This window comes from Bacillus sp. FJAT-52991, assembly GCF_037201805.1.
GTDB classification, from domain to species: Bacteria; Bacillota; Bacilli; order Bacillales; family Domibacillaceae; genus Bacillus_CE; species Bacillus_CE kandeliae.
In genome coordinates this window covers 2,135,084-2,161,640 of record NZ_CP147404.1, presented here as the reverse complement: position 1 = coordinate 2,161,640, position 26,557 = coordinate 2,135,084, and the positions used below count along the sequence as shown (strand labels likewise).

The window sequence follows — 26,557 nt, the reverse complement described above, 5'->3', positions numbered from 1 at the left end:
CACTAGGAATGTAGTCGTCATTTTTCTCTTCTCGTTTCTTATTTGCTTGCATATATTATAAGCAGGATTGAGGAGGGAGAAGGATGAATAAATTCGGACGGCTGTTCATAATTTTTTTCCTTTTTATGTTACCCATTTCTACTCAGGCGGAAATGATCAATTCTCGCCTTCTTAAGTTAGATACGATCGCTGAGCAAGCTTTAGAGTTCACAAAAGCAGGTCGTTACGATCAAGCACAACAATTTATGCATCAATTTCAAAAGGAATATCTCGTTCTTCAAGAAGATCATCGCCTTGCTTCACCAGAAGAATGGTCAGTTATTTCCAATGTTTTTGATGAAGCTCTCCCACTTATTGAACGCCCTGATGGAAGAGAACAACAATGCTTGGAAGTGATGACCTCTTTTCGTTTAGCTGTCAATGCGATAAGCTCGACTGGAACGCCATTGTGGACACAAATGGAGGAGCCAGTTATGTCTTCATTACAAGATTTAAAGCAATCATCTTCTCAGCTGGATTCTTCCCAATTTCACGAAACGTTAAATGTTTTTTTATCCAATTATGATATGTTGAAACCGAGCTTGCAGGTAGACTTAGCTTCTAGTCGCCTACAGGTTTTAGATGAACAAGTTCGCTATGTCGATCACTATCGAGATGAAATTTTAGCTGCTCAATCAGAAACGGGTGAAATTGAGCGGTTGGAGAAGGAAGTGAAGGCGATTTTTTATGAAGAAACGAAGGAAGAGGTCATTCAGCCTTCACTTGGCTGGGTCATTAGTGTGACGGGTGGAATTATTATCACTACATTATCTTACGTCGGTTGGAGAAAATATAAAGGACAACAGGAAGAAGCGAGGAATAAGCGTAATCATTGAAAAAAGGGCAGAGACCAGATAAGATAAAGCTATGAACATCAATTCACTTATGGGGGTAAAATCGACACTATGAATTATCTTATCTACTTTTTGCTAATTATCCTTGTTCCAATTTGGGCACAAGTGAAAGTGAAAAGAACGTACAGCAAATATTCGAAAGTGCCAGTGTCCACTGGGATAAATGGTGCTCAAGCCGCTAGAAAAATTTTAGATGATAACGGTCTGTATCATGTACAGGTAGTAGAAACACGAGGTTTCTTAAGTGATCATTATAATCCGATGACAAAGACGGTGCATTTGTCACCGCATAATTATCACGATCATTCAATTGCTGGTGCGGCTGTCGCTGCTCATGAAGTCGGCCATGCGATACAAGATGCTGAGAATTATGCTTTTCTTCGTTTTCGCCACGCGTTAGTTCCTGTTGCGAACATCGGATCGAATATGTCTTGGATTTTCATTTTAATTGGAATGTTTGCGAATTTATCAGGCGCGATGTTGTTGGGGATTGTATTAATGGCTTTTGGAGTTCTGTTTCAAGTCGTCACACTTCCAGTCGAATTTAACGCCTCCTCTAGAGCGATGGATCAAATTGTTTCTTCCGGCATCATTCGTAATGATGAAGAGAGAGAAGCACGCAAAGTGTTAAATGCTGCGGCTATGACCTATGTAGCGGCAACAGCTGTAGCGGTGCTTGAATTAGTTCGTTTAGTACTAGTTTATACAGGAATGCAAAATGATGATTAAAAGAGAAAGCAGTCAGCCAGAGAGGTTGACTGCTTTCTCTTTTCGTTTTTCTTTATCTTGTGCGGATCGCTCCAGTCCATACGTCGCTAAACAGCGCCTTCCGCATTTCGAATTGTCCAGCTCCACCTCCTAGACACTCGAGTCAAATAACCTGTCGCTTACAAGACTGTCGTCTTTGCAGCGCCAGAACATTTGCTTGTCGTGTCTAAACAGTCGGCTCCGCTTTTCTTTTTACACTTCGATTGGTTGTTTGTTTTCGTCTAGTGTGAAGCCTTCGCCGAGTACGTCATGGACGATGGTGACGGACACGAAGGCGTGAGGGTCCACGGATGAGATAATGTTTTTCAAGCGAACGATTTCGTTTTTGGCGACCACGCAGTACAGAACGGGGCGTTTTTCTTTTGTGAAAGAGCCGTGTCCTTGCAGAACGGTGACACCTCGCTCCATTTCGTCTAAGATTTTTTCAGCGATTTCATCGTGATGGTTAGAGATAATCATCGCGCCTCTTGCGGAATAGGCTCCCTCTTGCATGAAATCAATCACTCTAGCACTAACGAAGACGGCGACCAGAGTATACATTGCTTCCCGATAATCAATATAGGTGAGTAAAGAGGCTAGGATGACGATTGCATCAAAGGCAAACATCGTTTTCCCCATGCTAATATGAAAGTATTTATGAACGAGTCGCGCGATAATATCCACGCCTCCCGTTGTCCCGCCGTAACGGAAGATGATGCCAAGCCCTCCGCCGATAAAGACCCCTGCAAAGAGAGCAACGAGAAATAGGTCATCATGGAGTGGGATAGGGTACTGGATTTTTTGGAAAATCCATAAAAAGACGGAAAGGCTCACGGTGCCTACTATGGTGTATAAAAACGGAGTGCGTCCTAGCAGTTTCCAACCGATAAAAAACAATGGGATATTTAAAAGTAAGTTGGAATAGGAAGGATCGATGCCAAAATAACTGTATAATAATAATGTGATCCCTGTAAATCCGCCTTCTGCTAAATTGTTTTGCATATTAAAATGAACGAGTCCGAAGGCGAAAATAGCACTCCCTAACAAAATAAAAAAAATATTTTTCAATTTCATTCCAAACAGCATGATGTGTCCCCCTTTGTATGAAAACTCTGCGTTTTCTGTCGGTACTTGTCATTATATAGAACAGCAAGCTTCTCGACAATATCCCGTCTATTGAAGCGGATAAATTCATTGTCATAAAGGACAGAATTAGCTAACATAAAAAAGAGTATATAGAAAGCAGGGAAAAAGATGGATAAGACGTTAAAAGAAATGCAGCAAGAGGTCGATGACTATATCGGTCAGTTTAAGGAAGGTTATTTTAGCCCGCTCGCGATGATGGCAAGATTAACAGAGGAGCTGGGTGAATTAGCTCGCGAAATCAATCATCATTATGGCGAAAAGCCAAAAAAAGCATCAGAACAACCGAAAACGATTGAGGAAGAATTAGGGGATTTACAGTTTGTGATTACTTGTTTAGCTAATTCATTGAATATTGATTTACAATCGGCACATGAACGAGTGATGGAGAAGTTCAATACAAGAGATAAAGATCGTTGGACAAAGAAAGAGGAGGAATAATGATGGGAACAATTAAAGTGATTATTGCAGGCCCGCGTGGCAGAATGGGGAAAGAAGCGGTGAAAATGGTACAAGCGACGGAGCATTTTCAGCTTGTTGCCGTGCTTGATCGTAAATATGATGGCCAATTATTAAGCGAGATCGAAGGGTTCCAAGGGGTAGATGTTCCAGTTTATATTGATATTGATCAATGTTTTAGTGAAAAACAAGCGGATGTTCTCATTGATTTAACAACGCCAGAGACAGGGTATGTACATACGAAAAAAGCATTAGAAAACAATATTCGTCCTGTTGTAGGAACGACAGGATTTACCGATGAACAGTTGAAAGAATTAACGGCATTAGCAGAAGAGAAGGAGATTGGCTGTATCATTGCACCAAACTTTGCGATTGGTGCCATTTTAATGATGAAGTTTTCCGAAATGGCGGCTAAATATTTTCAAGATGTGGAGATTATCGAGCTGCATCATGATCAAAAATTAGATGCCCCATCAGGAACAGCTTTGAAAACCACTCAAATGATGAGTCAAGTAAGAGAAGCGAAAAAACAAGGTCATCCGGAGGAAAAGGAAACGATCTCAGGAGCTCGCGGGGCAAATATAGATGGTATGCATGTTCATAGCGTTCGTTTACCAGGCTTGATCGCTCATCAGCAAGTGATATTTGGTGCGGATGGTCAAACGTTAACCATTCGTCATGACTCCTACAACCGTGCTTCCTTTATGTCTGGCGTCAAAGTATGTGTGGAGACGGTCATGAACGTAAAGACGCTCATTTACGGAATGGAACATATTATTGATTAATTTGGGAGGGTCTTTATGAAAATTGCATTAATTGCCCATGATAAGAAAAAAGAGGATTTGATTGAATTTGTCGCGGATCATCGACAAGTGTTTGAACAATATGACTTGTTTGCTACTGGGACAACGGGTCGACGAATTACGGAAAGAACAGGCTTAACGATTCATTGTTTTCAATCAGGTCCCCTTGGAGGAGATCAAGAAATTGGGGCAAGTATCGCTCGTAAAGAAATGGACATTGTTTTTTTCTTTCGCGATCCACTCACCTCTCAGCCTCATGAGCCCGATGTTTCTGCCCTAGTTCGTCTATGTGATGTGTATGCCGTACCGCTAGCTACGAATATCGGGACAGCGACGATGCTCATTAAAGGAATGGAGCGAGGCGATTTAAGTTATTTGAAAGGAAAGAGGTTGAGCTACGATGGAGAATGACGTTGATATAGTAGCTTTCGGCGCACATGCGGATGATATTGAGATCGGCATGGCCGGCACGATAGCTAAATATGCAGCACAAGGCAAAAAAGTGGTCTTTTGTGATTTAACGGAAGCAGAGCTTTCATCCAATGGGACAGTTGAAATAAGACATCAGGAGGCAAAACAGGCGGCTGAGATATTAGGTGTGACCACACGTATCAATCTAGGTCTGCCTGATCGAGGCTTATTTGTTACAGATGAAGCCATTCGGCAAGTAGCGGAAGTGATCCGTCGTTTTCAACCGAAAGTGATTTTTGCTCCGTATGAAAAGGATCGCCATCCTGATCATGGCCAATGCTCTCGTCTTGTACAGGAGGCGGTATTTTCTGCCGGAATTAGAAAGTACACAACAACGAACGCCTTACCTGCTCATAAAGTGAAGCACGTCTATTTTTATATGATTAATGGTTTTCATACGCCTGATTTTTGTGTCGATATTAGCAACCATATCGAGGAAAAGAAAAATAGCTTGCTTGCTTATCGTAGTCAATTTCAGCTCGAGGCAGGGGCAGTAGCGACCCCGTTAACGAATGGCTATATCGAAGCGGTAGAAGCAAGGGAACGGATGATGGGTAAAGAAGTAGGCGTGTCTTATGCAGAAGGATTTAAAGTGTTAAAGCCGCTATTATTAGAAAATGACGTCATTGGAGATTAATATGAGAAAGTTAAAAATAGGAATTACTTGCTACCCTACGGTTGGAGGATCGGGGGTAGTAGCGACGGAGCTAGGGAAGCTGCTTGCGGAAAAAGGACATGAAATTCATTTCATTACTTCGGGCGTGCCGTTTCGATTAAATCGGATGTATCATAACATTTACTTTCATCAAGTCGATGTCAATCAATATTCTGTGTTTCAATATCCTCCGTATGATATTGCATTAGCTAATAAAATTGCGGAAGTGATTATGAGAGAACAGTTAGATATGATTCATGTGCATTATGCGATGCCGCATGCGATTTGTGCCATTCTCGGCAAACAAATGGCTCATTCCGATATTAAAATCGTGACTACCCTGCATGGCACTGATATTACCGTTTTAGGGGAAGATCCTTCTTTAACGGCGTCGATTCGATTTGGCATTGAACAATCCGATGCCGTCACCGCTGTATCTGAATCACTGGCAAAGCAAACGATGGAGATGCTCAAGCCGCAAAAGAGTATACAAACGATTTATAATTTCATCGATGAGCGCGTCTATCGTCGGATGGACTCTGCAGAGCGGCTTCGTCATGAGTATGAAATTCTTCCAGAGGAAAAAGTGATCATGCATGTGTCCAATTTTCGCGGTGTAAAACGAGTGCCGGATGTGATTCGTGTATTTGCTCGCATTCAGCAAGAGCTCCCTGCTAAACTTTTGCTAGTTGGTGATGGGCCGGAAATGACGGTAGCTTGTCAGCTTGTGTCTGAACTACAATTACGTGATCAGGTGTTATTTCTCGGAAAGCAGGATAACTTAGAGGAACTGTATTCCATTAGCGATCTTCTGTTGCTTTTATCTGAAAAGGAAAGCTTTGGACTCGTATTGCTTGAAGCGATGGCTTGTGGCGTGCCTTGTATTGGAACGAATATAGGAGGCATACCGGAAGTAATTGAGCATGGAGTGAATGGGTTCATTGCTGAAGTAGGTGACATTGAAAAGATTAGTGAACAGGCAAAGCGGCTGTTGACGGATGAAGTGCTGTATAAAAGTTTTCAAGAAAAAGCGATGGAAACGGTTCGAAAGCGTTTTTATTCGGAACAAATTGTCGGTCAGTACGAGCAGCTATATTATGAGTTGCTTGATGGTGCAGGTGAAAAACATGAAAAATGAGGATGTGTTTTTGCAATCCGCTCCTTTATTAGAAAAGTTAGAGCAAGCAGGGTTCGAAGCCTATTATGTAGGGGGAGCTGTCAGGGACTATTTACTACAGCGACCAATCGGTGATGTCGATATTGCCACATCGGCACGACCTGAAGAAGTGAAAAGCGTGTTTCCTAAAACGGTCGATGTCGGGATTGAGCATGGGACGGTGCTAGTGATCTGGAAGGGAGACGGCTATGAAATGACGACGTTTCGAACGGAGTCGGATTATAAAGATTACCGACATCCAGAAACAGTGTCGTTTGTTCGGTCGTTAACGGAAGATCTACAACGGCGTGATTTTACCATGAACGCGATCGCTATGGATCGATCTGGACGAATCATCGATCCATTTAATGGTCAACAAGCGTTAGCCAACAAGGAAATTCAAACCGTTGGTGAGGCGAGTGAACGGTTTTCAGAGGATGCACTAAGAATGATGCGAGCGGCTCGTTTTGTCAGTCAGCTTGGCTTTCGATTGCATCCACATACGACAGCTGCCTTAAAAAAGCATGCTTCGCTACTTCAGCATATTGCCGTTGAACGCAAATTGAATGAAATGGAAAAATTGTTCGCGGGAGCCAATAAAAACAAGGGCATGGAAGTGCTAATGAAGGCAGGGCTACACACTTATTTGCCAGGACTTATTGATCAAGAGGCGGCGATTGAGAAGCTGCTTTCTTTCTCGTTCGATCATTTATCCTCCAATCAAATGTGGCTGTTGCTGCTGCGATTATTGAATCACCCGTCTCCAAAAGCATTTTTATCCGAGTGGCGCATGCCCGCACAAAAAATTAAATATGTAACGAGAGCGCTTCAACTGTTAGACAAACGCGACACGCAACCTTGGTCTGCTGTTTTCTTATATGAAGCAGGGATGGAATCCGCTATTGATGTAGAAATCGTACATTCTCTTCTTTATGGACGAGAAGCCGAGGTGGAGGAATTGACGGAGCGGTATGCACAATTAGCGATTAAAAGCCTTCATGAGCTGGCCGTTTCAGGGAAAGATTTGCTTGTTTGGAAACAAGAAAAGGGCGGACCTTGGATGAAGCAATACTTAGCGGAAATTGAATGTGCGGTCGTCGAAAGAAAAGTAGAGAATTCGAAAGAAAAGATAAAGGAGTGGCTCGAATCTTGCAATCTTCTGTGAAACAAAAATTATTAGAAGCTTTTTCAGAAGCGAATGGGGAATTTGTTTCTGGTCAAGCCTTGGCTGAAATCGTTGGTTGTTCGCGAACCGCGATTTGGAAGCATATTGAAGCGTTAAGAAGTGAAGGCTTTGAGCTTGAAGCGGTCCGCAAAAAAGGGTATCGGATTATTCACAAGCCCGATAAAGTGACCGAAAATGAATTATTAATTGGTTTGCAAACAGAATGGCTTGGCAAAGAAATTGTCTTTAAAGAAACCACTGATTCTACGCAAAAAGAAGCCCATCGATTGGCGCAGGAGCCATTTAAAGAAGGGACCGTCGTGATCGCTGAGGAACAAACAGCAGGGCGCGGGCGGATGGCGAGAGAGTGGCATTCACCGAAGTATACGGGCATTTGGATGAGCGTGATGTTAAAGCCGGCTCTTCCTCCGTATAAAGCGCCACAGTTTACCTTGATTACGGCAGTAGCCGTTGTTGAAGCGATTAGGGAAGTAACTGGGTTAGAGCCTGAAATTAAATGGCCGAATGATATTTTATTAAACGGCAAAAAGATTACCGGTATTTTAACGGAGCTACAAGCGGATGCCGATCAAATTCATTCCATCATTATTGGCATTGGATTGAATGTGAATCAGAAAGAGTTTCCAGAAGAGTTAGCTGAGATTGCGACATCCTTAGCGATTGAAAAAGGGGAACCCGTCTCGCGTTCACAGTTAGTCCAAGAAATATTAAAAAATATTGAAACGTATTATCATGTGTATATGAAGGACGGTTTTACCGATATTAAAAAGCGCTGGGAAAAATATGCGGTTTCCATTGGTAAGCAAATAATTGCCCGAACCGTTACGGCGACGATTAAAGGAAAAGCCCTCGGGATTACGGAAGAAGGCGTGTTAAAGCTGCTTGATGATGAAGGAACGATTCACGATATTTATTCAGCCGATATTGAGATTAATAAAACAGCGGAGTAAAACCCGCTGTTTTATTTGCTTTTTGAGAGATCGATTTTCACTAGATGGTCATCATCTGGCTTAGGAGTGCCTCTACCATCTGTGTTATTTGTCAGCAAGTATAGCTGGTTATTTTCAATCATTACATCGCGAAGTCTCCCTGCTTCCTCCACCAAGGACGTCACCTTTCTGTTTTCTAAATCAAATGTAAGCAGCTTTTGTCCAGCAAGAGTAGCAACGTATAGGCGGCCTTCATCATAAGCCATTCCAGATGGCGCCCACGTTTCATCTCCAGAATGAAAGAGTGGGGTTTCCATTCCTGCTTTCTTTTCATCCCCTTCAATGATGGGCCAACCGTAATTTTTGCCCGGACGGATTAAATTAATTTCATCGTGCGCCGTTTGTCCATGCTCAGAAGCAAACATCGTTCCGTTGTCACTCCAGGCAAGACCTTGTGGGTTACGATGACCCCATGAATACACATAAGATTGTGGAAAGGGATTATCATTCGGAATCGTTCCGTCTAGATTCAATCGTAAAATTTTTCCGGAAAGGCTATCTAAGTTTTGGGCATTTTCTTTTATTCCAGCATCTCCAGCCGTCGCATATAACGTTTGATCTGGTCCGATAGCTAGCCGACCGCCATTATGAATACGCCCACCTGGTATGCTTGCCAATAGCTCTTTCGTTTCCACCCACTCGTTGTTCTTCATTTCAACTTGAACGATGCGATTATATACTGTTTCACCTTCCTTATATGTATGATACACATAGGCTAAGGAATTGCTTTGAAATTGTGGATCGAGCTCAAAGCCAAGCAAGCCGCCTTCTCCTTCATGAGAAATGTCTTTTGTAAGTGTCAGCTTCATGTTCGTTTTCTGGCCGTTTTTTTGTATTTGAATAATTTGCCCCGCTCGTTCACTTATATAGAAAGTGTCCTCTTTCTTTGCTATATCCCAAGGAATACTTAAATTCGAAGCCAATATTTCCGCATCGGAAAGAGCATATTGTGGAGCGCTTTCTTCTTTGTTGTTGATCACTGGTGATGTCTCAGAATGTCCGCAAGCATGTAACAGCAGTACGAATGCTAAACTGATCTTTTTCAATTTATCACCTACCAAAATTTTGAATCGTATATTTCGATTGTACCTTAATTTCGTCCTTTTCAATAGTCAAAAAACAATCGGCTTGTTATAATGAATTCGGGCAGTATCGAATAAGAGCTGCACCTGGTTGATTTTAGTTTATGGTGAATTGAATACGCAAAAGTCTGCCTTGATCCGTATGGACAGGGACAGAGGGTCGAAACAACTACTGATGATAAATCGGGTCCTTCTGTCTGAAGGACCCTTTTTTTATTAAATATTGTTTCGTCTCCTCTGATGAAAAAGGAGGAATCGAAATGAAGCAAACGAGTAATTTTTTGAGCATGAAAGCAAACGGTGAGAAGATTGTGATGATAACGGCTTACGATTATCCATCGGCAAAATATTGTGAGGAAGCTCAAGTAGATGTGATTTTAGTTGGCGACTCTTTAGGAATGGTCGTGCTTGGGTATGAATCAACGGTACCGGTGACGCTTGAAGATATGGCTCATCATACAAAAGCGGTCAAGCGAGGAGCAGGAAATACTTTTATCGTGACTGATCTGCCGTTTATGACGTACCACATTAGCAAAGAAGAGACGATGAAAGCGGCGCAAAAACTGTTGCAAGAAGCAGGAGCTCATGCGGTGAAGCTAGAAGGCGGCGGAGAAGTGATTGAGACAATTCGCGCGTTAACACAAGCAGGCGTTCCGACGGTGGCCCATTTAGGGTTAACCCCGCAGTCAGTTGGTGTATTAGGCGGCTATAAAGTCCAAGGAAAAACAGCGTCAGCGGCGGCAAAACTACTGCAAGAAGCAAAGCAAGTGGAAGAAGCGGGCGCTTGTATGCTTGTGTTAGAGTGTGTACCGCATCAGCTTGCAGCGGAAGTGTCTCATGCCTTAACGATTCCTGTGATTGGAATTGGTGCAGGTGTTGATACAGATGGACAAGTTCTTGTCTACCATGATCTGATTCAATACGGTGTAGAGCGGACACCGAAATTTGTGAAAACATATGGTGATGTAGGAGAAGTAATTTCTCCGGCGATTCGCTCTTACGTTAATGAAGTGAAAGCATGTCAGTTCCCAAGCGCAGAGCATGTGTTTTCGATGAAAGAAGAAGAACTACTTCAGCTATATGGAGGAACTCGTGCATGATTGTCATTAAAAAGGTAAAAGAACTTACATCGATTGTTGGTGAAAAGAAAAAAGCGGGGCTTTCGATCGGGCTTGTGCCGACGATGGGCTATCTTCACGAAGGTCATTTGACGCTTGCAAAAAAAGCAAGAGAAGAAAATGATGTCGTGATTATGAGTATTTTTGTTAATCCGCTGCAATTTGGTCCAAACGAAGATTTCGAAAGCTACCCTCGTGATTTTGAACGAGATCAAAAATTAGCGGAAGAGGCAGGGGTGGATATTTTATTCGCTCCTGAGCCGAATGAAATGTATCCAAAACCTTCGATGATTGTGATGAACGTAGTAGAACGAACAGATCGACTATGCGGAGAGAAGCGTCCAGGTCATTTTGATGGTGTTGTGACGGTCGTGACGAAGCTGTTCCATCTAGCACAGCCGAATCGTGCCTATTTTGGATTAAAAGATGCCCAGCAAGTAGCTGTCATTAATGGATTAGTAGAATCACTTAATTTTCCGCTAGAAGTGATTGGGGTTGAAACAGTAAGAGAGGAGAACGGGTTAGCAAAAAGCTCACGTAATGTGTATTTAACTCCAACCGAGCGGCAATTGGCTCCCCATATTTATCAAGCATTGAAGGCAGGAAGAGCTCTTGCTGAACAAGGAGAGAAAGACGCAGAGAAAGTGATCAACGAAACGATCGCCCACTTAAACGAGCATACAGGAGCGGAGATTGACTATGTCGAATTGCTATCGTTCCCAGAATTAACGCCTGTTCAAACGATCAAGGGACAAGTCATTCTCGCCACGGCTGTTAAATATTCAAATGCACGCTTAATCGATAATATCATCTTTGAATGTGAGTAAAGGGGAGAACAAATATGTTTCGAACAATGATGAATGGCAAGATTCACCGAGCGACGGTGACAGAAGCGAATTTAAATTATGTGGGCAGTATTACGATTGATGAGGACTTGATTGATGCGGCTGGCATGGCGGTCAATGAAAAAGTACAAATTGTTAATAACAACAATGGAGCTAGATTAGAAACATACATTATTCCAGGAGAACGAGGAAGCGGGGTCGTTTGTTTAAATGGAGCGGCTGCAAGACTAGTGCAACCCGGAGATGTCGTCATTATTATCTCTTATGTGATGGTGCCAGAAGAAAAGGTGAAGGAGCATCAACCGAAAGTCGTCATTGCTGGAGAGAATAATAAAATTGAACAATTACTGCATTATGAGCCTGCGGGAACGATTATGTAGTGAATGGGACTGTCCTTTTGACAATAGGACAGTCCTTTTTTGACGACTGGACTTGTTCAGCACTTCTAAATAGATGTGTACTTTTTCCTATTCATGTACAATAAATCAAGAAGCTTCATTCTATTTATTAAAAGATTAAATATGTTAAGAGGGTATAAAGATGAATCATGAAACAGCTAAACATATTCGAGCGAGCTTAACACCTGATTGTACGAATTGCTTTGGACTTTGCTGTGCAGCACTGAATATTGCGGCATCCAATGATTTTGCCATCAATAAAGCGGCTGGCACTCCTTGTCCTAATTTGCAAGAAGACTTTCGATGTGAAATTCATAAAAATTTAAGAGAAAAAGGGTTTAAGGGATGTACAGTATTTGACTGCTTAGGGGCTGGCCAAAAAGTTTCTCAAGTCACCTTCAATGGACAAAGCTGGCGAGATCACCCCGAGACAGCAGAAAAAATGTTTCGTGTCTTTCCTGTCATGGAACAATTATATGAAATGATCGCCTTTATCGCTGAAGCATTAACTTATGAGGTTTCACCTGCTTTGCGCGACAAATTACATCAGCAATTAGAAGATTTACAAAGCTTGACGGACATGGATGCAGATCGATTATTGTCATTGGATATGATCATGTGCCGGCTGCCTGTCAAGGAATTACTTCTAGAAACGAGTGAATATGTTCGAAGTGAACTAAGCTCGAAAGTTTTTGCTATGAAGAAAGGCAAAAATTGTAGGGGTGTTGATTGGGTTGGTAAAAATTTAAAAGGCAAGGATTTAAGAACGACTGATTTACGAGGAGCCTATTTAATTGCTGCTGACTTACGAAATACAGATTTACGAGGTGTTGATTTTATCGGGACGGATTTGCGTGATGCCAATTTAAGCGGGGCTAATCTTTCTACTAGTATGTTTTTAACTCAAATGCAAATTAATTCAGCTAAAGGTAACGATCAAACGATATTACCTCCGCACTTACAAACACCTTCTCATTGGATGAACTGATTTTGGGATCTTCGGCTTTTCGTATTGTCCAGCTGCAGGCGCTATCGGCTCGAGGTCAAAAGCCAAGCCCACCAAAAGGTTAAAGTGCAACCTTTCATCGGTCTCGTCTTTTGCTTGTCGCCGATGGGCAAGCGCCTTCCGCTTTTCTTCATTGTCCAGCTACAGGTTCCAGCGCCTAGTGTACTTCCACGATCCTCCTTGCGATAAGTCAACATCGATTCACTAACGTTCATCGTGTTGTCTAGCTCTGCCAACTAGTCGCTCGAGGTCAAAAGTCAATCCGCCCAAAAGGTTAAAGAACAACCTTTCATCCGTCTTGTCTTTTGCTTGTCGCGACTGAACAAGTTGGCTTCACATTTCGTTTTCCTTTATCTCGTGCGGGTCGCTCCAGTCCATACGTCGCTAAACGGAACCTTCCGCTTTTCTATTTGTCCAGCTCCAACGGCCAGACTCTCGGACATAAGCCGTCATGTCTGTGTGGCAAAGAACGCCACTTCGACGGTCCGTCTTATGTCTGCCGAGTCTAAACGGCCGTTTCCGCTTGTCGTTGTCTAGCTTTGCCTCCTAGACACTTGAGTCAAATAACCTGCCGCTTACAAGACTGTCGTCTTTTCAGCGTCAGAACATTTGCTTGTCGTGTCTGAACAGTCGGCTCCGCTTTTCGTATTGTCCAGCTGCAGGCGCTATCGGCTCGAGGTCAAAAGCCAAGCTCGCCAAAAGGTTAAAGAACAACCTTTCATCGGTCTCGTCTTTTGCTTGTCGCCGATGGGCAAGCGCCTTCCGCTTTTCGTTCATATGTAGCGGCGTAGGAAGGTCGTATGGTACACTTAAGGAAGATTTTACGAGAAAAAGGGTGTAAACCGTTATGACATATACACGTTTTGTCGTTACCGATTTAGAAACGACCGGTCATGCTGCGAAAGGCGGAGACCGTATCATCCAAGCTTCATTTGTTATTATTGAAAACCATCAAATTATTGATCAATATACGACGTTTATCAATCCTGAACGTTCCATTCCAGTGTTTATTGAGGAATTAACGGGGATACATCCTGAAATGGTGAAGGATGCACCGTTTTTTCATGAGGTAGCACCGAAGATTTTGCCGCTGTTAGAGAATGCTGTGTTTGTCGCACATAATGTTCAATTCGATCTGCAATTTTTACAAGCGGAGCTAGAGGAGGCAGGATATTTGCCTTTCGCGGGCCCTTCGATTGATACCGTTGAACTCGCTCGGGTTTTACTGCCGACATCTGACAGCTATAAGCTTTTTGATTTAACAACAAGTCTTGGCTTTGATCATGATCGGCCTCATCAAGCGGATAGTGATGCATATGTGACTGCCCAACTTTTATTGATGATGATCGACAAATTGAAAACGATGCCGCTAGTGACTTTAGAAAAGTTAGCGAAAATATCGACCCATTTAAAAAGTGATATTTATTTATTAATCCAGTCGATAATCGAAGACAAGCAGCACAATATGGAACAATTGCCTGAACAGATAGAAGTGTACCGTGGACTAGGATTACGAAAGAAAACAATTCAAAAAAGATGGATTGAAAAAAGTCAGTTATCTTATCCAGCAAGCAATGAAGAAAAAATTCAGTTGCTGGCTCAACTGCCTCATTTTGAACGAAGAGACAGTCAAATGGACATGATGAACCAAGTCTATCAGTCGATGCAACAATCGGTTCACTTAGCGATCGAAGCGGGGACGGGGACAGGGAAGTCACTCGGTTATTTACTTCCAGCAGTGTATCGGAGTAAACAAATAGGCGAGCCGGTGATCGTGAGTACGCATACGATTGTTTTGCAACAGCAATTATTAAATAAAGAAATTAAGCAATTACAGATGATGCTGCCGTTCCCTGTTTCCGTCACAGTGTTAAAGGGACGAAGCCATTATTTAGACTTGTTTAAATTTTTTCAAAGTTTAAGAGAGACGAAAGATAATTATGATTTTGCTTTAGCAAAAATGCAAATATTGACGTGGCTGTTGGAGACAGAAACAGGCGATGTCGATGAATTAAACCTATCATCTGGTGGCTGGTTATTTTGGAATGACGTGAAGCAAGATGGCGATTATATGAATAAAGGCCGAAAAGCGTGGCTCGATAAAGACTTTTATCTGTTTGCGAAAAAGCAAGCGAAAGAAGCGGATCTTGTCATTACGAACCATTCTTTACTTGTAGCCGATTTAATGGCTCAATCGCCTTTATTGCCATCTTATACAAATGTGATTATTGATGAAGCGCATCATTTTGAGAATGCGGCGAGAGGTCGAATGGGGATCTCGATTGATTTGTCCGACTTTAAATATTTAGTTTCTAAATTAGCATGTGATCAATCAGAAGGCTTATTTATACAATGTGAACAGCTGTATGAGAAATTTGAAGCAAGCGTACAAAATGATAAGCGAGAAGTCATCGAGCGCACATTCAATGAGCTTTTATTTGAAGGAGAGGAATGGTTTAAAGTCCTTCACACATTCTTTGAGCAGCATACAAAAAAATGGTCTGGGAACGGCCATCGCAGACAGTTGCGCCTTACTGAAAACGTTCGACAGTTAAAGCTGTGGCAAGCGGTAGAATATGGAGCAGAACGGCTTCATGAAATGATGACGACACTTAGCCAGCTGCTGCAGCAACGATTGACAGAAATAGCACCTTATCGAGAACAAATGGCCGCAAAGGATCAGCTGAAGATAGATGACTTACAAGCGTTAATGACCCAGTGGGAAGAATTTCTATTCAGTCTTGAGCGGATCATTTTTCGACCAGAAGAAGATGAAGTGATTTGGATGGAAGGGGATAGTCGTTCTTTCGCCAATACCTTTGTGATCAAGTCTCATCCAGTTTCGAGTGGCGAGCTAATAAAAGAAAAGCTATTAAATCAAAAGCATGTTGTCTTTACCTCTGCTACATTAACGGTGAATCGCTCATTTCGCTTTTTTGCTGAAGAAGTTGGTTTAGCTTCGCAAACGTATCAACAAGTGATGCTTCCATCTCCGTTCGATTATCAAGAGAACTGCCGAATGATCATTCCCAATGATGTGCCTGAGATTAATGAAGTGAAGACGGATGAATATATCGAAGCGCTAGCTAGCCATTTGATGGCAGTGGCTGAAGCAGCGAAAGGGCGAATGCTTGTCTTATTTACGTCCTATGACATGATGAAAAAAACACATGATTTAATGAAGGATAGCGGTCTTTTAGATGAGTATGTTTTGTTAGCTCAAGGGATTACGAATGGGAGCCGTGCCCGACTTACAAGGAACTTTCAAAAGTTTGATAAAGCGATTTTATTCGGGACGAACAGCTTTTGGGAAGGGATTGACATACCGGGTGAGGATCTCTCCTGCTTAGTCATTGTTCGACTGCCGTTTTCTTCACCAGATGAACCTTTTACGCAAGCGAAAAATGAGCAATATGCGAAAGAGGGGAAGAACGCTTTTTCTGCTTATTCTCTTCCGCAAGCGGTGCTGCGCTTTAAGCAAGGATTTGGCCGGTTAATTAGAAGCAATCGAGACCGAGGAATTATTATCGTCTTTGATCGCCGCATTCAAACGAGTGTATATGGCAAAACTTTTTTAGCTTCTATTCCTAAAGTGACAGTAGAGGAAGCGTCGCTTAGTGAGACGGTTTCTTTGGTTGAAAACTGGCTGTAATGGCTGATTAATTTCAAAGCGAATAACATACTCTAACGGTAAAGAAGGGAGAAGCCCAGATGAGAATGTTATTCGCTGTTTGCCTGTCGATCTTCATCTTACTCAATGGTTCTTACGCGAAAGCGGAAACCATTGACTTGAATTTAAAAGAGAATGAATTTGCCATCACTTTTTTGCCATTGCCTGATGGGGAGGCCGCTTTTTTACACACAGCCGATGGTCATCATTATTTAATCAATACAGGCACGAAAGAGAGCCGTCCGCTTATTTTTTCGTATATGAAAAAGTTTGCCATTCATAAGCTTTCAGGATTAGTGATAACAGAAAAGCAAGAAAAAGTGGCTTCATTTATTGGACGATTAAAAAAGGACTATCGATTGCAGCATGTATATGGAAAGGAAATGCGTGCTGGTGAGGTGAAACAGCTACAACCGGGATTGGAGCTGAAAATCTTGCATAATGGCATTAAGCAGAAAGAAGGCATTGATTTCTCGATTAAGCATTTTGATTCTCGGTTTTTATGGATGTCCTCGACATCGATGAAAGCTGAAAAGAGTTTGTTAAAGGAAGAGCTGAAAGATATTAATATCGTCAAGACACCCAACTTTGCTCAAGACGATAGTATGTCTTATAGTTTACTTACACATATTGATCCCCAAACGGCTATTATCTTTAAAAAAAGAGAGGTTCTTCCAGGAGCGGAATTGATGGAAATGCTTCATCAACTGTGGATTGATATATATTATACAAAGAAGCACGGGCTAGTGATGATCAAGTTTAACCAAGTCGGTTATGAAGTTCTAACGATTCGTAATTGAAAGAATTCGCATTTTTCAACAAATTAATTGATGCGAATAAACAATTTCTTGGTATAATAAGTGAGGACAGGAGGCGTAATAAATGGAAAGTAAAATTGAAGTATTATCTACCGTTACGGTTGACAATCATGCGGATTTGTATAAAATCGTCGATGCGTTAAACCGCACGTTAAAACGGGAAAATTTGATGTTTGGATTGGCGCTAAATCAAGAGGACCAAGATAAAGCCGTCTTTACGATTTATCGTACATAGGGTAGAAGATGAAGAAAAAATGGATATGGCTAGCAGTTATAGCAATTCCGCTCCTGCTTATTTGTACAGCATTTTTAAATGTGTATAACAATGCACAAAAACCGCATAAAGAGGCAAAAGAGTATGCAATCTCGGTTGCCAAACAAGAAAGTGCCATTACCTCTGTTATAGATTTTAATATATATAATAGCGAAGAGACCTATTATGTGGTTACAGGACAGACAGATAAGAAAAAGAAGCTCGCTGTCTTTGTGCCAAAAGATAAAAAGAAACAGCCGATTATAAAGGATATTACTAAGGGAGTTTCAAAGGAAGAGGCGGTCAAAAAGCTTCAAAACGAAGAACCAATCGAGAAGTTACTTTCTGCTCGTCTTGGAATTGAGAAGTCCGGTCCAGTATGGGAACTAGTCTTTTTAGATAAAAATGATCAGGTCAACTACTATTATCTTCAAGTAAACAGCGGAGAATGGTGGAAGAAAATCAAACATATATAAGAGTGGAGGAATTATAGATGGACATCCAATTAGCTCAACGAGTGAAGGCGTTAACTCCTTCAACAACTTTAGCGATTACAGCGAAAGCGAAAGAAATGAAAGCACAAGGTATTGATGTGATTGGTCTTGGTGCTGGGGAACCGGATTTTAATACACCGGAACATATTATTGAGGCGGCTTACGAGTCCATGAAAAAAGGGCAGACGAAATATACGCCAGCTGGTGGATTACCTGAATTAAAAGATGCCATTATTGCTAAATTTGAAAAGGATCAAGGCATTACATATAAACGCAGTGAAATCATCGTGACAATTGGAGCGAAGCATGCTCTATATACATTATTCCAAGTGATTTTAGATGCGGGTGATGAAGTAATCATTCCGACTCCTTACTGGGTGAGCTATCCTGAACAAGTGAAGCTAGCGGATGGAAAACCTGTCTATATCGAAGGCAAGGAAGAAAATCAATTCAAAATTTCACCTGAGCAGCTTGAAGCAGCGATCACAGAGAAAACAAAAGCGGTGATCATTAACTCGCCAAGCAATCCAACAGGCATGCTTTATACAGCGGAAGAGTTAAAAGCATTAGGAGAAGTGGCTCTTCGCAAAAACATCTGGATCATTTCTGATGAAATTTATGAAAAGCTTGTATACGGTGACAATAAGCACGTATCAATTGCTGAGCTTTCTCCTGAATTAAAAGAACAAACCATTATTATTAACGGAGTATCAAAATCTCATTCCATGACTGGATGGCGCATTGGTTACGCGGCAGGAAATGAGCAAGTAATTAAAGCGATGACGGATTTAGCGAGTCATTCCACCTCTAACCCAACGGCTCCTTCTCAATACGGCTCTATTGCGGCGTATGAAGGAACACAAGAGCCGGTAGAGGAAATGAAGGAAGCTTTTGAAAAGCGTTTAAATGTCATCCATGCGCAATTAAATGAAATTCCTGGTTTTTCTTGCTTGAAACCACAAGGAGCGTTCTACTTATTCCCGAACGTGAAGGAAGCAGCGAAATTAACAGGCTTTGAAGATGTCGATGGATTTGTAAAGGCTTTGCTTGAAGAAGCAAAAGTAGCAGTGATTCCAGGAAGCGGTTTTGGTTCTCCTGATAATATTCGTCTGTCTTATGCGACTTCTTTGGAAGCACTAGAAGCGGCAGTTGAACGCATGGCGACTTATGTAAAAGAACATATGTAAACAAATAAAATAGCTTTTTGGCATCTTGACGGTCGTCAAGATGCTTTTTTGCTCTGTTCCTTTCTTGCACTTATTTGCAAAAGACAGGTATAATATTAAACGATTAGTAGAGGAAAGTTTTTGGAGGGAATAACTCATATGAAAATGACAATTGCAGAAGTGGGCAAATTTGTTGGTCAAGAAGTAACGATTGGCACTTGGCTGGCGAATAAACGTTCAAGTGGAAAAATTGCTTTTTTACAGCTTCGTGATGGAACGGGCTTTATTCAAGGGGTAGTTGTGAAGAGTGAAGTAGGAGAAGAACTATTTCAACAAGCGAAATCATTAACACAAGAATCTTCCTTATATGTGACGGGCATTGTGCAAGAAGATAGCCGCTCACCTTTTGGGTATGAGTTAACAGTCACTGGACTTCAAGTCATTTCAGAAGCAGTGGATTATCCGATTACACCGAAAGAACATGGAACAGAGTTTTTAATGGATCATCGCCATTTATGGTTACGTTCTCGCCGTCAACATGCAGTGATGAAAATTCGTAATGAAATTATTCGTGCGACGTATGAGTTTTTTAACGAGAATGGATTTACGAAAGTGGACCCTCCAATCTTAACGGGAAGTGCGCCTGAAGGAACATCTGAGTTGTTCCATACTCGCTACTTTGATGAGGATGCTTATTTGTCTCAAAGCGGTCAGTTGTATATGGAAGCAGCAGCTATGGCTCTTGGAAAGGTCTTTTCTTTCGGCCCTACGTTTCGCGCAGAGAAATCGAAAACGCGCCGTCATTTAATTGAGTTTTGGATGATTGAACCGGAAATGGCTTTTTGTGAATTTGAAGAGAATTTACAAGTACAAGAGCAATATGTGTCTCATGTCGTTCAGTCTGTATTGAAAAACTGTCGTCTAGAATTGGATCGTCTTGGACGAGATACATCAAAGCTCGAAAAGATAAAAGCGCCATTCCCGCGTATTACGTACGATGAAGCGATTAAGTTCCTTCATGAAAAAGGCTTTACTGACATTCAGTGGGGTGATGATTTTGGTGCACCTCATGAAACGGCGATTGCAGAGAGCTACGATAAGCCCGTCTTTATTACACATTATCCAACAACATTAAAACCATTTTATATGCAGCCAGCGAAAGATCGTGAAGAAGTGGTTTTATGTGCGGATTTAATTGCGCCAGAAGGCTATGGTGAAATCATTGGTGGCTCAGAGCGTATCCATGACCTTAACCTGTTAAGTGAAAGAATTAAAGAACACCAATTGGATCCTGAAGCGTATAAATGGTATGCAGAACTTCGCCAATACGGTTCCGTTCCTCACTCAGGTTTCGGTCTTGGTCTAGAACGTACCGTAGCATGGATTAGCGGCGTCGAACACGTGCGCGAAACCATCCCATTCCCACGCTTACTTAACAGATTATATCCATAATAGAAAAGCGGCAGGTCCCGTTTAGCGACGTATGGATTGGAGCGACCCGCACAAGATAAAGGAAAACGAAATGTGGAGCCAACTTGTTCAGTCGCGATAAGCAAAAGACAAGACGGCTGAAAGGTTGTTCTTTAACCTTTTGGACGGATTGACTTTTGACCTCGAGCGACTAGTTGGCAGAGCTAGACAACACGATGAACGTTAGTGAATCGATGTTGACTTATCGCAAGGAGGATCGTGGAAATCCACTAGTCGCTGGGACCTGAAGCTAGACAATGAAGAAAAGCGGCAGGTCCCGTTTAGCGACGTATGGACTGGAGCTGGACAAATAGAAAAGCGGAAGGTGCTTGCCCGTTATAAGATGCAAAAAAAGATTTCCTTTGTATGGAAATCTTTTTTTGCTAAATCATTTTGTTGTATTACTTATACATTTCATTTTCTAAAATAATCACGTTTTCATTGAAAGAAGTTTTCCCAACTTGTTTCGTGTTTTCAACTAACCGATAAATATTATCACAGCATTGCTTTGCACCTTTTACTAATAACGGTACACCTATAAAGTCAATTTTCAATCCTCTCGAGAAAAATCCTCCAAATGACATAACAATTGGAACCGTTGGTGATGTATTAGAGAAAATTATTTTTTCATTAAAATAAAATTTATTTTGTAGTAATAAAGTCAATTCTTTTAATGCTGGGACAACAAGTTTGTTCCTTTTCCGTCCAATTGTATACACTGAGTTACCATCTTCATCGCTCCCGTGAAAAATGAGTTTTCCGAAATCCTCTTTCGTTAGTTTGTTGAAATATTTTACATTTAATATCTCTTCCGAAGTTAATGTTCTGTCTGGTTGAGGTAATTGCTTTAAATGATATGCGGCAGCCAAAGCCGTGGTATGTGTCCCACCATAATCATTATAAATATAAATCATAGGAAATCCTCCTCTATCATTTATTTGTTTTTATTATGGGCATTTATTTTATTGCCAATTCTGTTGGCTATGTTTACTCAGACTAACAATACAACGTTCTTAAATGTCAATTCTCATTTTTATAAGAGCGTCGTGATATACTAGCTATGAGGTGTACACAATGGAACAAAAAGAATTAGTAATGCAATGGATGGATGAGGGCATGGTTAGTGTGCCTCAAGTGCTGCTGATGAATTATCGTAAATTAAATGTATCTGAAGTCGAATTGGTGCTGTTATTGCAAATTTTCGCTTTTAAGCAAAAAGGTCATCACTTTCCTACATTTGAGGAGTTAGCTAATCAAATGACGATTTCTGCAAGTGATTGTGCGGTTTTGATTAAAAAGCTGATGCAGCAGCAATTAATTACTATTGAACAAGGCGATTCTACGGGATATGAGAGCTACTCTTTAAAGCCGCTATGGAAAAAATTAGCCGAATCTATGCTGCAGCAGTCAAGGCAATCGGCTTTGCAGCAAGCGATGAGCGAGGAACAAGATTTATATTCTCTTTTTGAACAGGAATTTGGTCGTCCTCTTTCTCCGCTTGAATGTGAAACGCTGGCGATTTGGATTGATCAGGACCATCATGACTCAGTCATCATTAAAGCGGCGCTTAGGGAAGCTGTTATTTCTGGAAAGATGAACTTTCGCTATATCGATCGAATTCTGTTTGAATGGAAAAAGCAAGGGATTGAAACGCTTGAACAAGCGAGAGATTATGGACAACGATTTCGAAAACAGCAGTCTTCTCCTGAACAGGTACAGCGCTCAAAAAAGGCTGTCCATTTTTATAACTGGCTAGAGCAATAGAAAGGAGGAGAATCATTTTGTTAAATAAACAGCAAATTCGTTATTGTCTAGACCAAATTGCTCAGATGTTTCCTGATGCGCATTGTGAGTTGCGGCATGATAATCCATTTGAATTAGTGATCGCCGTGGCTTTATCTGCTCAATGTACGGATGCTTTAGTAAACAAGGTGACCAAGGACTTATTTCAAAAATATAAAACGCCAGAAGATTATTTGGCCGTCCCGTTAGAAGAGCTGCAACAGGATATTCGCTCAATCGGGCTCTATCGTAACAAGGCGAAAAATATTCAAAAGTTAAGCCAGATGCTCATAGAGGAAATGAACGGGGAAGTCCCGCGAAAACAAAGTGAACTTGTGAAGTTAGCTGGTGTGGGACGAAAAACAGCCAATGTTGTTGCGTCTGTTGCCTTCGGTGTGCCTGCGATTGCGGTTGATACGCATGTGGAGCGAGTGAGCAAACGGTTAGGCATTTGTCGCTGGAAGGATTCTGTAACAGAAGTAGAAGAAACATTAATGAAGAAAATCCCACAAGAAGAGTGGTCCGTGACACATCATCGTCTTATTTTCTTCGGGCGCTATCATTGCAAGGCACAGTCACCTAAATGTGAAGAATGTCCGCTACTAGACTTATGTCGTGAAGGAAAGAAGCGGATGAAAAGGAAGGCTAGCTAATGGCAAAGGTTGTAGTACCTAGTAGTTTAAAGCATGACTTGTTTTTTCAAGAGGAGACGGTAACGCTTGCTGGGCAGCCTAGCTTGGTTGCCTCTCCTTATTTTATATATGAACTTCAAGGAAACGAAGCTCCTTGGGAAAATCCTTCTTTTTATTTAAAAACGGTTCAAGATACTTATCAATTTATTCAACCGGTAATTGAGATGAAATTTAAAGAAAAAGATAAAGAAATTGAGCAAATGATGAAGGCTGTCATCGCGTTATTTTTCATGAGTTTATTTTGGAGCAATCACGAGCCAGTGGTGTTAAATGACTGGAAAGAAAAGGTCGCTGCGTTTGAAGTTAAACCGCTGAATGCAGAGGAAAGGCTTTCATTTGTTCTTGCTCGTCCGTTTTCCTATCAAGCGTATCGTCAAATGGATGCCTTGATGACGGAGCAACAGAAGCAATTTGCTAAACATAGCTTATTAAGCAATCATAAAAAATAAAAGGGATGGCCATTTGGCCATCCCTTTGTTTATGGTTCCGTTGGTTCTCCTTGTTGGCTATTGCCGCCGCCCCCACTAGTTGGAGGAGGAGTGCCGCCACCACCATCTGGAGGAGTACCACCGCCGTTATCGCCGCCGCCATCTGGAGGAGTACCGCCACCGTTATCGCCGCCGCCATCTGGAGGAGTACCACCACCGTTATTGCCGCCGTCATCTGGAGGAGTACCACCACCGTTATTGCCGCCGCCATTGTTGTCGCCCCCACCTGGAGGAGTGCCGCCGCCATTGTTGTCGCCCCCACCTGGAGGAGTACCGCCACCATTATTATTGTCATTTCCATCATCGTTTCCGTCCGGGTTCTCACCATCTGGATTTTCTGGATCGACAGGTGGAGTTTCAGGTTCTTCAGGTACTACTTCACCTGTCGTCGTGACCGAAGTGGAAGCAGTATCGACTACCGCACCATCTACTGTCGCCGTGACAGTAATATTATAGGTTTGACCTGGTTGCACATTGCTAATGACAGTTGAAGTTCCGTTAACCGATTGTGAACCTCCGTTTGAAGAGACGGTAAAGCTTGGTGTGCCTTTTCCATTAAAGGACCAGGAGACAGAAATATTTTGAGAAGCTGCATTATAAGAGGCGCTCAAGCCCGTAATTCCACCTTCAGACTCTTCTTTCTTCTCTTTGTCCTCTTTCTTAAACTTATTAAACACTTTTTTCGGCTCTTCACCTTTGACGAATAACTCATGTACTATTTCGCTCTCAGGTGTTCCTTTTCCGGCAATCGCTGCTGGGTTGGAGCCTTTTACAATTGGTAATTCAACTACGCTGTCTGGTTTCTTGAAGTCCTTCGTTTCGACGTCCGAAGATACTTCTTCCATTAAATTTTTGAATAGCTGCTTCGAAATTTGCTGACTTTCTTTCGATAAATACTCTTTTTTACTTGAATATCCTGTCCAGATAGCGGCTGTATAGTTCGTTGTATAACCAACAAACCAAGAATCAGGAGAGCCGCTATCAGGGATGCCGAATTCACTTTTTTCTTTTTGTGTATAGTTCGTAGTTCCTGTTTTTCCGGCAACATGGAGGTCAGGAATATTGGCTTTTGTTCCAGTACCTTCATCCATGACATCCTTCAGCATATCTGTAACCATATAAGCGGTATAATCGCTCATTGCTGCTTTTGGTTTAATGTCATTTTTAACTTCTGTTTCTCCATCAGACAAAATAATTTTCTTCACGGTGTGAGGCTTATTATATTGTCCTTCATTCCCGAAGGCCGCATAAGCACCTGCTAAATCAAGAGGGGAGATGCCACTCATCGCACCGATGGAATTAGATTCATTCTCTGATTGCTCTTTAGGCAATTGAATGCCAAGGTTCTTTAAAAATTTATTCGCATTTTCATGCCCAACTTCTTGATATGTTTGCAAAGCTGGGATATTACGAGAATAAGTAAGGGCAGTTCTCATGGAAATTGGCCCCATATAAGATCCGCCAGCGTTACGAATAGGCGTCCCATTTGAATAAGAGTAAGGTCGATCATCAAGTTGCTGATATGTTGACCATTTCAAATACTCAATGGCAGGACCATAATCAATTAAAGGTTTAATAACAGAACCTGGTTGACGTTGTTTTAAGTCGACTGCATAATTGTATCCTCGTTCAACCTTTTGGTTACGTCCGCCACCAATGGCTCGAACTTCACCGGTTTTCGTATCAGTAAGTGCAACTCCTGCTTGGAATTCATCACTTGGATAATCGATAATTTCCTCGGTATTTAATAATTTATCCATGTAATCTTGTGCATCACGATCTAATGTCGTATAAATTTTCAAGCCATCTGAATATGGATTGTATTCTCCCATCTCTTGAACTTCTTCTACAACCATATCAATGAAAGCATTATATTGTTTACTATCAGCCTCTTTTGGCTCTTTCACGTAAGCAGTGATCGACTCTTGTTGTGCCGCCTTCATTTCCGCACTTGTAATTTTGTCATGTTGTTCCATTAAAGATAGGACCACATTTTTCCGCTTATCCGCGCGGTCAGGATGCTCGAATGGGTCGTAATTATTTGGACTTTGTGGCATACCAGCGAGCATGGCCGCTTCATTTAATGTGAGCTCATCTAACTCTTTACCGAAATAATAGTGAGCTGCCGTTTTTATACCGTGAATACCGTCAGACATATAAACTTTGTTAACATACATTTCAAAGATTTCTTCTTTGGAATATTTTCGCTCCAGTTGAAAAGCGAGCCAAGCTTCTTGTGCTTTTCTTTCTAACGTTTTTTCAGGCTTTAAAAAGGACATCTTGACCACTTGTTGGGTGATCGTACTCGCCCCTTGAGAACCGAAGCCGTTTGTAAAGTTACTAATAACTGCACCACCGATACGAATAATATCGACGCCATGATGGTCAAAAAAGCGGGCATCTTCTGTCGCCAAAATCGCGTCTTTCACCACTGGTGGGATGTCTTCATATTTGACATAATCTCGTTTTTCTGAACCAACAGCAGTAATATATTCGCCATCTTTATCATAAATCTTTGATGCAACGGGGTCTCGTAACAACGCCTCATCTAAGTCAGGAGCATCTTTAATCATAAAAGCAAATGTCCCTATACCGACTGCAAGAAAAAGGAACATAAGAGCGGCAAGGGTAAAGAATACTTTCTTTACGATGGATCTTTTATTGCTTTTGGCTCCAGTCGTTGCCGGTTTTTTTGCTGGTCTTTTTTTCTGTTGTTTTCGTCTTTCTGTACGTGAACTGTATTGATCAGACATTTGTCTAATATCCTCGCTTT

General features: G+C 41.7%; 26 protein-coding genes. 22 read left to right on the top strand and 4 right to left on the bottom strand.

The features are described 5' to 3' along the window. The first annotated feature begins 83 nt into the window (after positions 1–83). On the top strand, positions 84–875 hold the full coding sequence (locus tag WDJ61_RS11035; protein WP_338749654.1) for a sporulation protein YpjB: 792 nt from the start codon (positions 84–86) through the stop codon (positions 873–875). A 69-nt stretch (positions 876–944) separates the two neighbouring features. Next, entirely contained in the window at positions 945–1,622 is a 678-nt protein-coding gene (locus WDJ61_RS11030; RefSeq protein ID WP_338749652.1) for a zinc metallopeptidase, read from the top strand. Between the two features lie 231 nt (positions 1,623–1,853). Here WDJ61_RS11030 and WDJ61_RS11025 read toward each other — a convergent pair whose 3' ends face one another. Further along, positions 1,854–2,726 carry a YitT family protein gene (locus WDJ61_RS11025; RefSeq protein WP_338749650.1) on the bottom strand — a complete coding sequence of 291 codons (873 nt, stop codon included), beginning with the start codon at positions 2,724–2,726 and terminating at the stop codon, positions 1,854–1,856. Positions 2,727–2,894: 168 nt separating this feature from the next. On the opposite strand from WDJ61_RS11025, the gene WDJ61_RS11020 reads away from it, so the two are divergent. From WDJ61_RS11020 to WDJ61_RS10990, 7 genes are read left to right on the top strand one after another with little or no spacing between them, the layout of a single operon-like run. Beyond that, positions 2,895–3,224: a nucleotide pyrophosphohydrolase gene (locus WDJ61_RS11020; protein ID WP_338749648.1), complete on the top strand. Its 330-nt coding sequence runs from the start codon at positions 2,895–2,897 to the stop codon at positions 3,222–3,224. 2 nt (positions 3,225–3,226) lie between these two features. Beyond that, positions 3,227–4,027, top strand: a complete 801-nt coding sequence (gene dapB, locus WDJ61_RS11015; protein ID WP_338749646.1) for a 4-hydroxy-tetrahydrodipicolinate reductase — start codon at positions 3,227–3,229, stop codon at positions 4,025–4,027. A gap of 15 nt (positions 4,028–4,042) precedes the next feature. Beyond that, a complete protein-coding gene (gene mgsA, locus WDJ61_RS11010) occupies positions 4,043–4,456 on the top strand; it encodes a methylglyoxal synthase (protein ID WP_338749642.1) in 414 nt (137 codons plus the stop codon). Further along, positions 4,446–5,153, top strand: coding sequence for a bacillithiol biosynthesis deacetylase BshB1 (bshB1, locus tag WDJ61_RS11005; protein ID WP_338749640.1), 708 nt, complete (start codon positions 4,446–4,448; stop codon positions 5,151–5,153). Before mgsA ends, bshB1 begins: the two co-directional genes overlap by 11 nt. A gap of 1 nt (position 5,154) precedes the next feature. After that, on the top strand, positions 5,155–6,309 hold the full coding sequence (gene bshA / locus WDJ61_RS11000; protein WP_338749638.1) for an N-acetyl-alpha-D-glucosaminyl L-malate synthase BshA: 1,155 nt from the start codon (positions 5,155–5,157) through the stop codon (positions 6,307–6,309). After that, positions 6,299–7,492, top strand: a complete 1,194-nt coding sequence (locus WDJ61_RS10995; protein WP_338749636.1) for a CCA tRNA nucleotidyltransferase — start codon at positions 6,299–6,301, stop codon at positions 7,490–7,492. Before bshA ends, WDJ61_RS10995 begins: the two co-directional genes overlap by 11 nt. Continuing rightward, positions 7,477–8,463, top strand: a complete 987-nt coding sequence (locus WDJ61_RS10990; protein ID WP_338749634.1) for a biotin--[acetyl-CoA-carboxylase] ligase — start codon at positions 7,477–7,479, stop codon at positions 8,461–8,463. The genes WDJ61_RS10995 and WDJ61_RS10990 overlap by 16 nt, the downstream gene beginning before the upstream one ends. 11 nt (positions 8,464–8,474) lie before the next feature. Here WDJ61_RS10990 and WDJ61_RS10985 read toward each other — a convergent pair whose 3' ends face one another. Continuing rightward, the gene (locus tag WDJ61_RS10985; protein WP_338749632.1) at positions 8,475–9,548 is read right to left on the bottom strand and encodes a PQQ-dependent sugar dehydrogenase; all 1,074 of its coding nucleotides are present in this window, start codon (positions 9,546–9,548) and stop codon (positions 8,475–8,477) included. Positions 9,549–9,844: 296 nt separating this feature from the next. Between WDJ61_RS10985 and panB the strand changes: the two genes are divergently transcribed. The 10 genes from panB to asnS all read left to right on the top strand — a co-directional run bounded on the left by panB (position 9,845) and on the right by asnS (position 20,804). Beyond that, positions 9,845–10,684, top strand: a complete 840-nt coding sequence (gene panB, locus WDJ61_RS10980; RefSeq protein ID WP_338749630.1) for a 3-methyl-2-oxobutanoate hydroxymethyltransferase — start codon at positions 9,845–9,847, stop codon at positions 10,682–10,684. Beyond that, on the top strand, positions 10,681–11,529 hold the full coding sequence (panC, locus tag WDJ61_RS10975) for a pantoate--beta-alanine ligase (RefSeq protein WP_338749628.1): 849 nt from the start codon (positions 10,681–10,683) through the stop codon (positions 11,527–11,529). Before panB ends, panC begins: the two co-directional genes overlap by 4 nt. 14 nt (positions 11,530–11,543) lie before the next feature. Further along, the gene (gene panD, locus WDJ61_RS10970) at positions 11,544–11,927 is read left to right on the top strand and encodes an aspartate 1-decarboxylase (RefSeq protein WP_338749626.1); all 384 of its coding nucleotides are present in this window, start codon (positions 11,544–11,546) and stop codon (positions 11,925–11,927) included. 160 nt (positions 11,928–12,087) lie between these two features. Continuing rightward, the gene (locus WDJ61_RS10965) at positions 12,088–12,933 is read left to right on the top strand and encodes a pentapeptide repeat-containing protein (protein ID WP_338749624.1); all 846 of its coding nucleotides are present in this window, start codon (positions 12,088–12,090) and stop codon (positions 12,931–12,933) included. 865 nt (positions 12,934–13,798) lie between these two features. Beyond that, the gene (gene dinG / locus WDJ61_RS10960; protein WP_338749622.1) at positions 13,799–16,603 is read left to right on the top strand and encodes an ATP-dependent DNA helicase DinG; all 2,805 of its coding nucleotides are present in this window, start codon (positions 13,799–13,801) and stop codon (positions 16,601–16,603) included. A gap of 59 nt (positions 16,604–16,662) precedes the next feature. Continuing rightward, complete coding sequence (locus WDJ61_RS10955) at positions 16,663–17,421, top strand: hypothetical protein (protein WP_338749620.1); 759 nt, start codon at positions 16,663–16,665, stop codon at positions 17,419–17,421. An 82-nt stretch (positions 17,422–17,503) separates the two neighbouring features. Beyond that, positions 17,504–17,674: a YpmA family protein gene (locus WDJ61_RS10950; RefSeq protein WP_338749618.1), complete on the top strand. Its 171-nt coding sequence runs from the start codon at positions 17,504–17,506 to the stop codon at positions 17,672–17,674. 8 nt (positions 17,675–17,682) lie between these two features. Beyond that, the gene (locus WDJ61_RS10945) at positions 17,683–18,168 is read left to right on the top strand and encodes a DUF5590 domain-containing protein (protein WP_338749616.1); all 486 of its coding nucleotides are present in this window, start codon (positions 17,683–17,685) and stop codon (positions 18,166–18,168) included. Positions 18,169–18,191: 23 nt separating this feature from the next. Then, positions 18,192–19,373, top strand: a complete 1,182-nt coding sequence (locus WDJ61_RS10940) for a pyridoxal phosphate-dependent aminotransferase (protein WP_338754775.1) — start codon at positions 18,192–18,194, stop codon at positions 19,371–19,373. A 138-nt stretch (positions 19,374–19,511) separates the two neighbouring features. Further along, a complete protein-coding gene (gene asnS, locus WDJ61_RS10935; RefSeq protein WP_338749614.1) occupies positions 19,512–20,804 on the top strand; it encodes an asparagine--tRNA ligase in 1,293 nt (430 codons plus the stop codon). Positions 20,805–21,223: 419 nt separating this feature from the next. Here the strand turns inward: asnS and WDJ61_RS10930 are convergent, their stop codons facing one another. Beyond that, on the bottom strand, positions 21,224–21,736 hold the full coding sequence (locus WDJ61_RS10930; RefSeq protein ID WP_338749612.1) for a DUF3189 family protein: 513 nt from the start codon (positions 21,734–21,736) through the stop codon (positions 21,224–21,226). A 160-nt stretch (positions 21,737–21,896) separates the two neighbouring features. Between WDJ61_RS10930 and WDJ61_RS10925 the strand changes: the two genes are divergently transcribed. The 3 genes from WDJ61_RS10925 to WDJ61_RS10915 are packed head-to-tail and all read left to right on the top strand — an operon-like array spanning position 21,897 to position 23,745. After that, positions 21,897–22,586, top strand: coding sequence for a DnaD domain-containing protein (locus WDJ61_RS10925; protein ID WP_338749610.1), 690 nt, complete (start codon positions 21,897–21,899; stop codon positions 22,584–22,586). A 17-nt stretch (positions 22,587–22,603) separates the two neighbouring features. Continuing rightward, complete coding sequence (nth, locus tag WDJ61_RS10920; RefSeq protein WP_338749608.1) at positions 22,604–23,257, top strand: endonuclease III; 654 nt, start codon at positions 22,604–22,606, stop codon at positions 23,255–23,257. Further along, positions 23,257–23,745, top strand: a complete 489-nt coding sequence (locus tag WDJ61_RS10915; protein WP_338749606.1) for a YpoC family protein — start codon at positions 23,257–23,259, stop codon at positions 23,743–23,745. The genes nth and WDJ61_RS10915 overlap by 1 nt, the downstream gene beginning before the upstream one ends. Before the next feature lie 29 nt (positions 23,746–23,774). Here WDJ61_RS10915 and WDJ61_RS10910 read toward each other — a convergent pair whose 3' ends face one another. Continuing rightward, complete coding sequence (locus WDJ61_RS10910; protein ID WP_338749604.1) at positions 23,775–26,537, bottom strand: PBP1A family penicillin-binding protein; 2,763 nt, start codon at positions 26,535–26,537, stop codon at positions 23,775–23,777. Positions 26,538–26,557 lie beyond the last annotated feature (20 nt).

Bases quoted from the DNA above. Each gene is read 5' to 3' on its own strand.
- WDJ61_RS11035 (WP_338749654.1), top strand. From the start codon at position 84: ATGAATAAATTCGGACGGCTGTTCATAATTTTTTTCCTTTTTATGTTA.
- WDJ61_RS11030 (WP_338749652.1), top strand. From the start codon at position 945: ATGAATTATCTTATCTACTTTTTGCTAATTATCCTTGTTCCAATTTGG.
- WDJ61_RS11025 (WP_338749650.1), bottom strand. From the start codon at position 2,726: ATGCTGTTTGGAATGAAATTGAAAAATATTTTTTTTATTTTGTTAGGG.
- WDJ61_RS11020 (WP_338749648.1), top strand. From the start codon at position 2,895: ATGGATAAGACGTTAAAAGAAATGCAGCAAGAGGTCGATGACTATATC.
- dapB (WP_338749646.1), top strand. From the start codon at position 3,227: ATGGGAACAATTAAAGTGATTATTGCAGGCCCGCGTGGCAGAATGGGG.
- mgsA (WP_338749642.1), top strand. From the start codon at position 4,043: ATGAAAATTGCATTAATTGCCCATGATAAGAAAAAAGAGGATTTGATT.
- bshB1 (WP_338749640.1), top strand. From the start codon at position 4,446: ATGGAGAATGACGTTGATATAGTAGCTTTCGGCGCACATGCGGATGAT.
- bshA (WP_338749638.1), top strand. From the start codon at position 5,155: ATGAGAAAGTTAAAAATAGGAATTACTTGCTACCCTACGGTTGGAGGA.
- WDJ61_RS10995 (WP_338749636.1), top strand. From the start codon at position 6,299: ATGAAAAATGAGGATGTGTTTTTGCAATCCGCTCCTTTATTAGAAAAG.
- panB (WP_338749630.1), top strand. From the start codon at position 9,845: ATGAAGCAAACGAGTAATTTTTTGAGCATGAAAGCAAACGGTGAGAAG.
- panC (WP_338749628.1), top strand. From the start codon at position 10,681: ATGATTGTCATTAAAAAGGTAAAAGAACTTACATCGATTGTTGGTGAA.
- panD (WP_338749626.1), top strand. From the start codon at position 11,544: ATGTTTCGAACAATGATGAATGGCAAGATTCACCGAGCGACGGTGACA.
- WDJ61_RS10965 (WP_338749624.1), top strand. From the start codon at position 12,088: ATGAATCATGAAACAGCTAAACATATTCGAGCGAGCTTAACACCTGAT.
- dinG (WP_338749622.1), top strand. From the start codon at position 13,799: ATGACATATACACGTTTTGTCGTTACCGATTTAGAAACGACCGGTCAT.
- WDJ61_RS10955 (WP_338749620.1), top strand. From the start codon at position 16,663: ATGAGAATGTTATTCGCTGTTTGCCTGTCGATCTTCATCTTACTCAAT.
- WDJ61_RS10950 (WP_338749618.1), top strand. From the start codon at position 17,504: ATGGAAAGTAAAATTGAAGTATTATCTACCGTTACGGTTGACAATCAT.
- WDJ61_RS10945 (WP_338749616.1), top strand. From the start codon at position 17,683: ATGAAGAAAAAATGGATATGGCTAGCAGTTATAGCAATTCCGCTCCTG.
- asnS (WP_338749614.1), top strand. From the start codon at position 19,512: ATGAAAATGACAATTGCAGAAGTGGGCAAATTTGTTGGTCAAGAAGTA.
- WDJ61_RS10930 (WP_338749612.1), bottom strand. From the start codon at position 21,736: ATGATTTATATTTATAATGATTATGGTGGGACACATACCACGGCTTTG.
- WDJ61_RS10925 (WP_338749610.1), top strand. From the start codon at position 21,897: ATGGAACAAAAAGAATTAGTAATGCAATGGATGGATGAGGGCATGGTT.
- WDJ61_RS10915 (WP_338749606.1), top strand. From the start codon at position 23,257: ATGGCAAAGGTTGTAGTACCTAGTAGTTTAAAGCATGACTTGTTTTTT.
- WDJ61_RS10910 (WP_338749604.1), bottom strand. From the start codon at position 26,537: ATGTCTGATCAATACAGTTCACGTACAGAAAGACGAAAACAACAGAAA.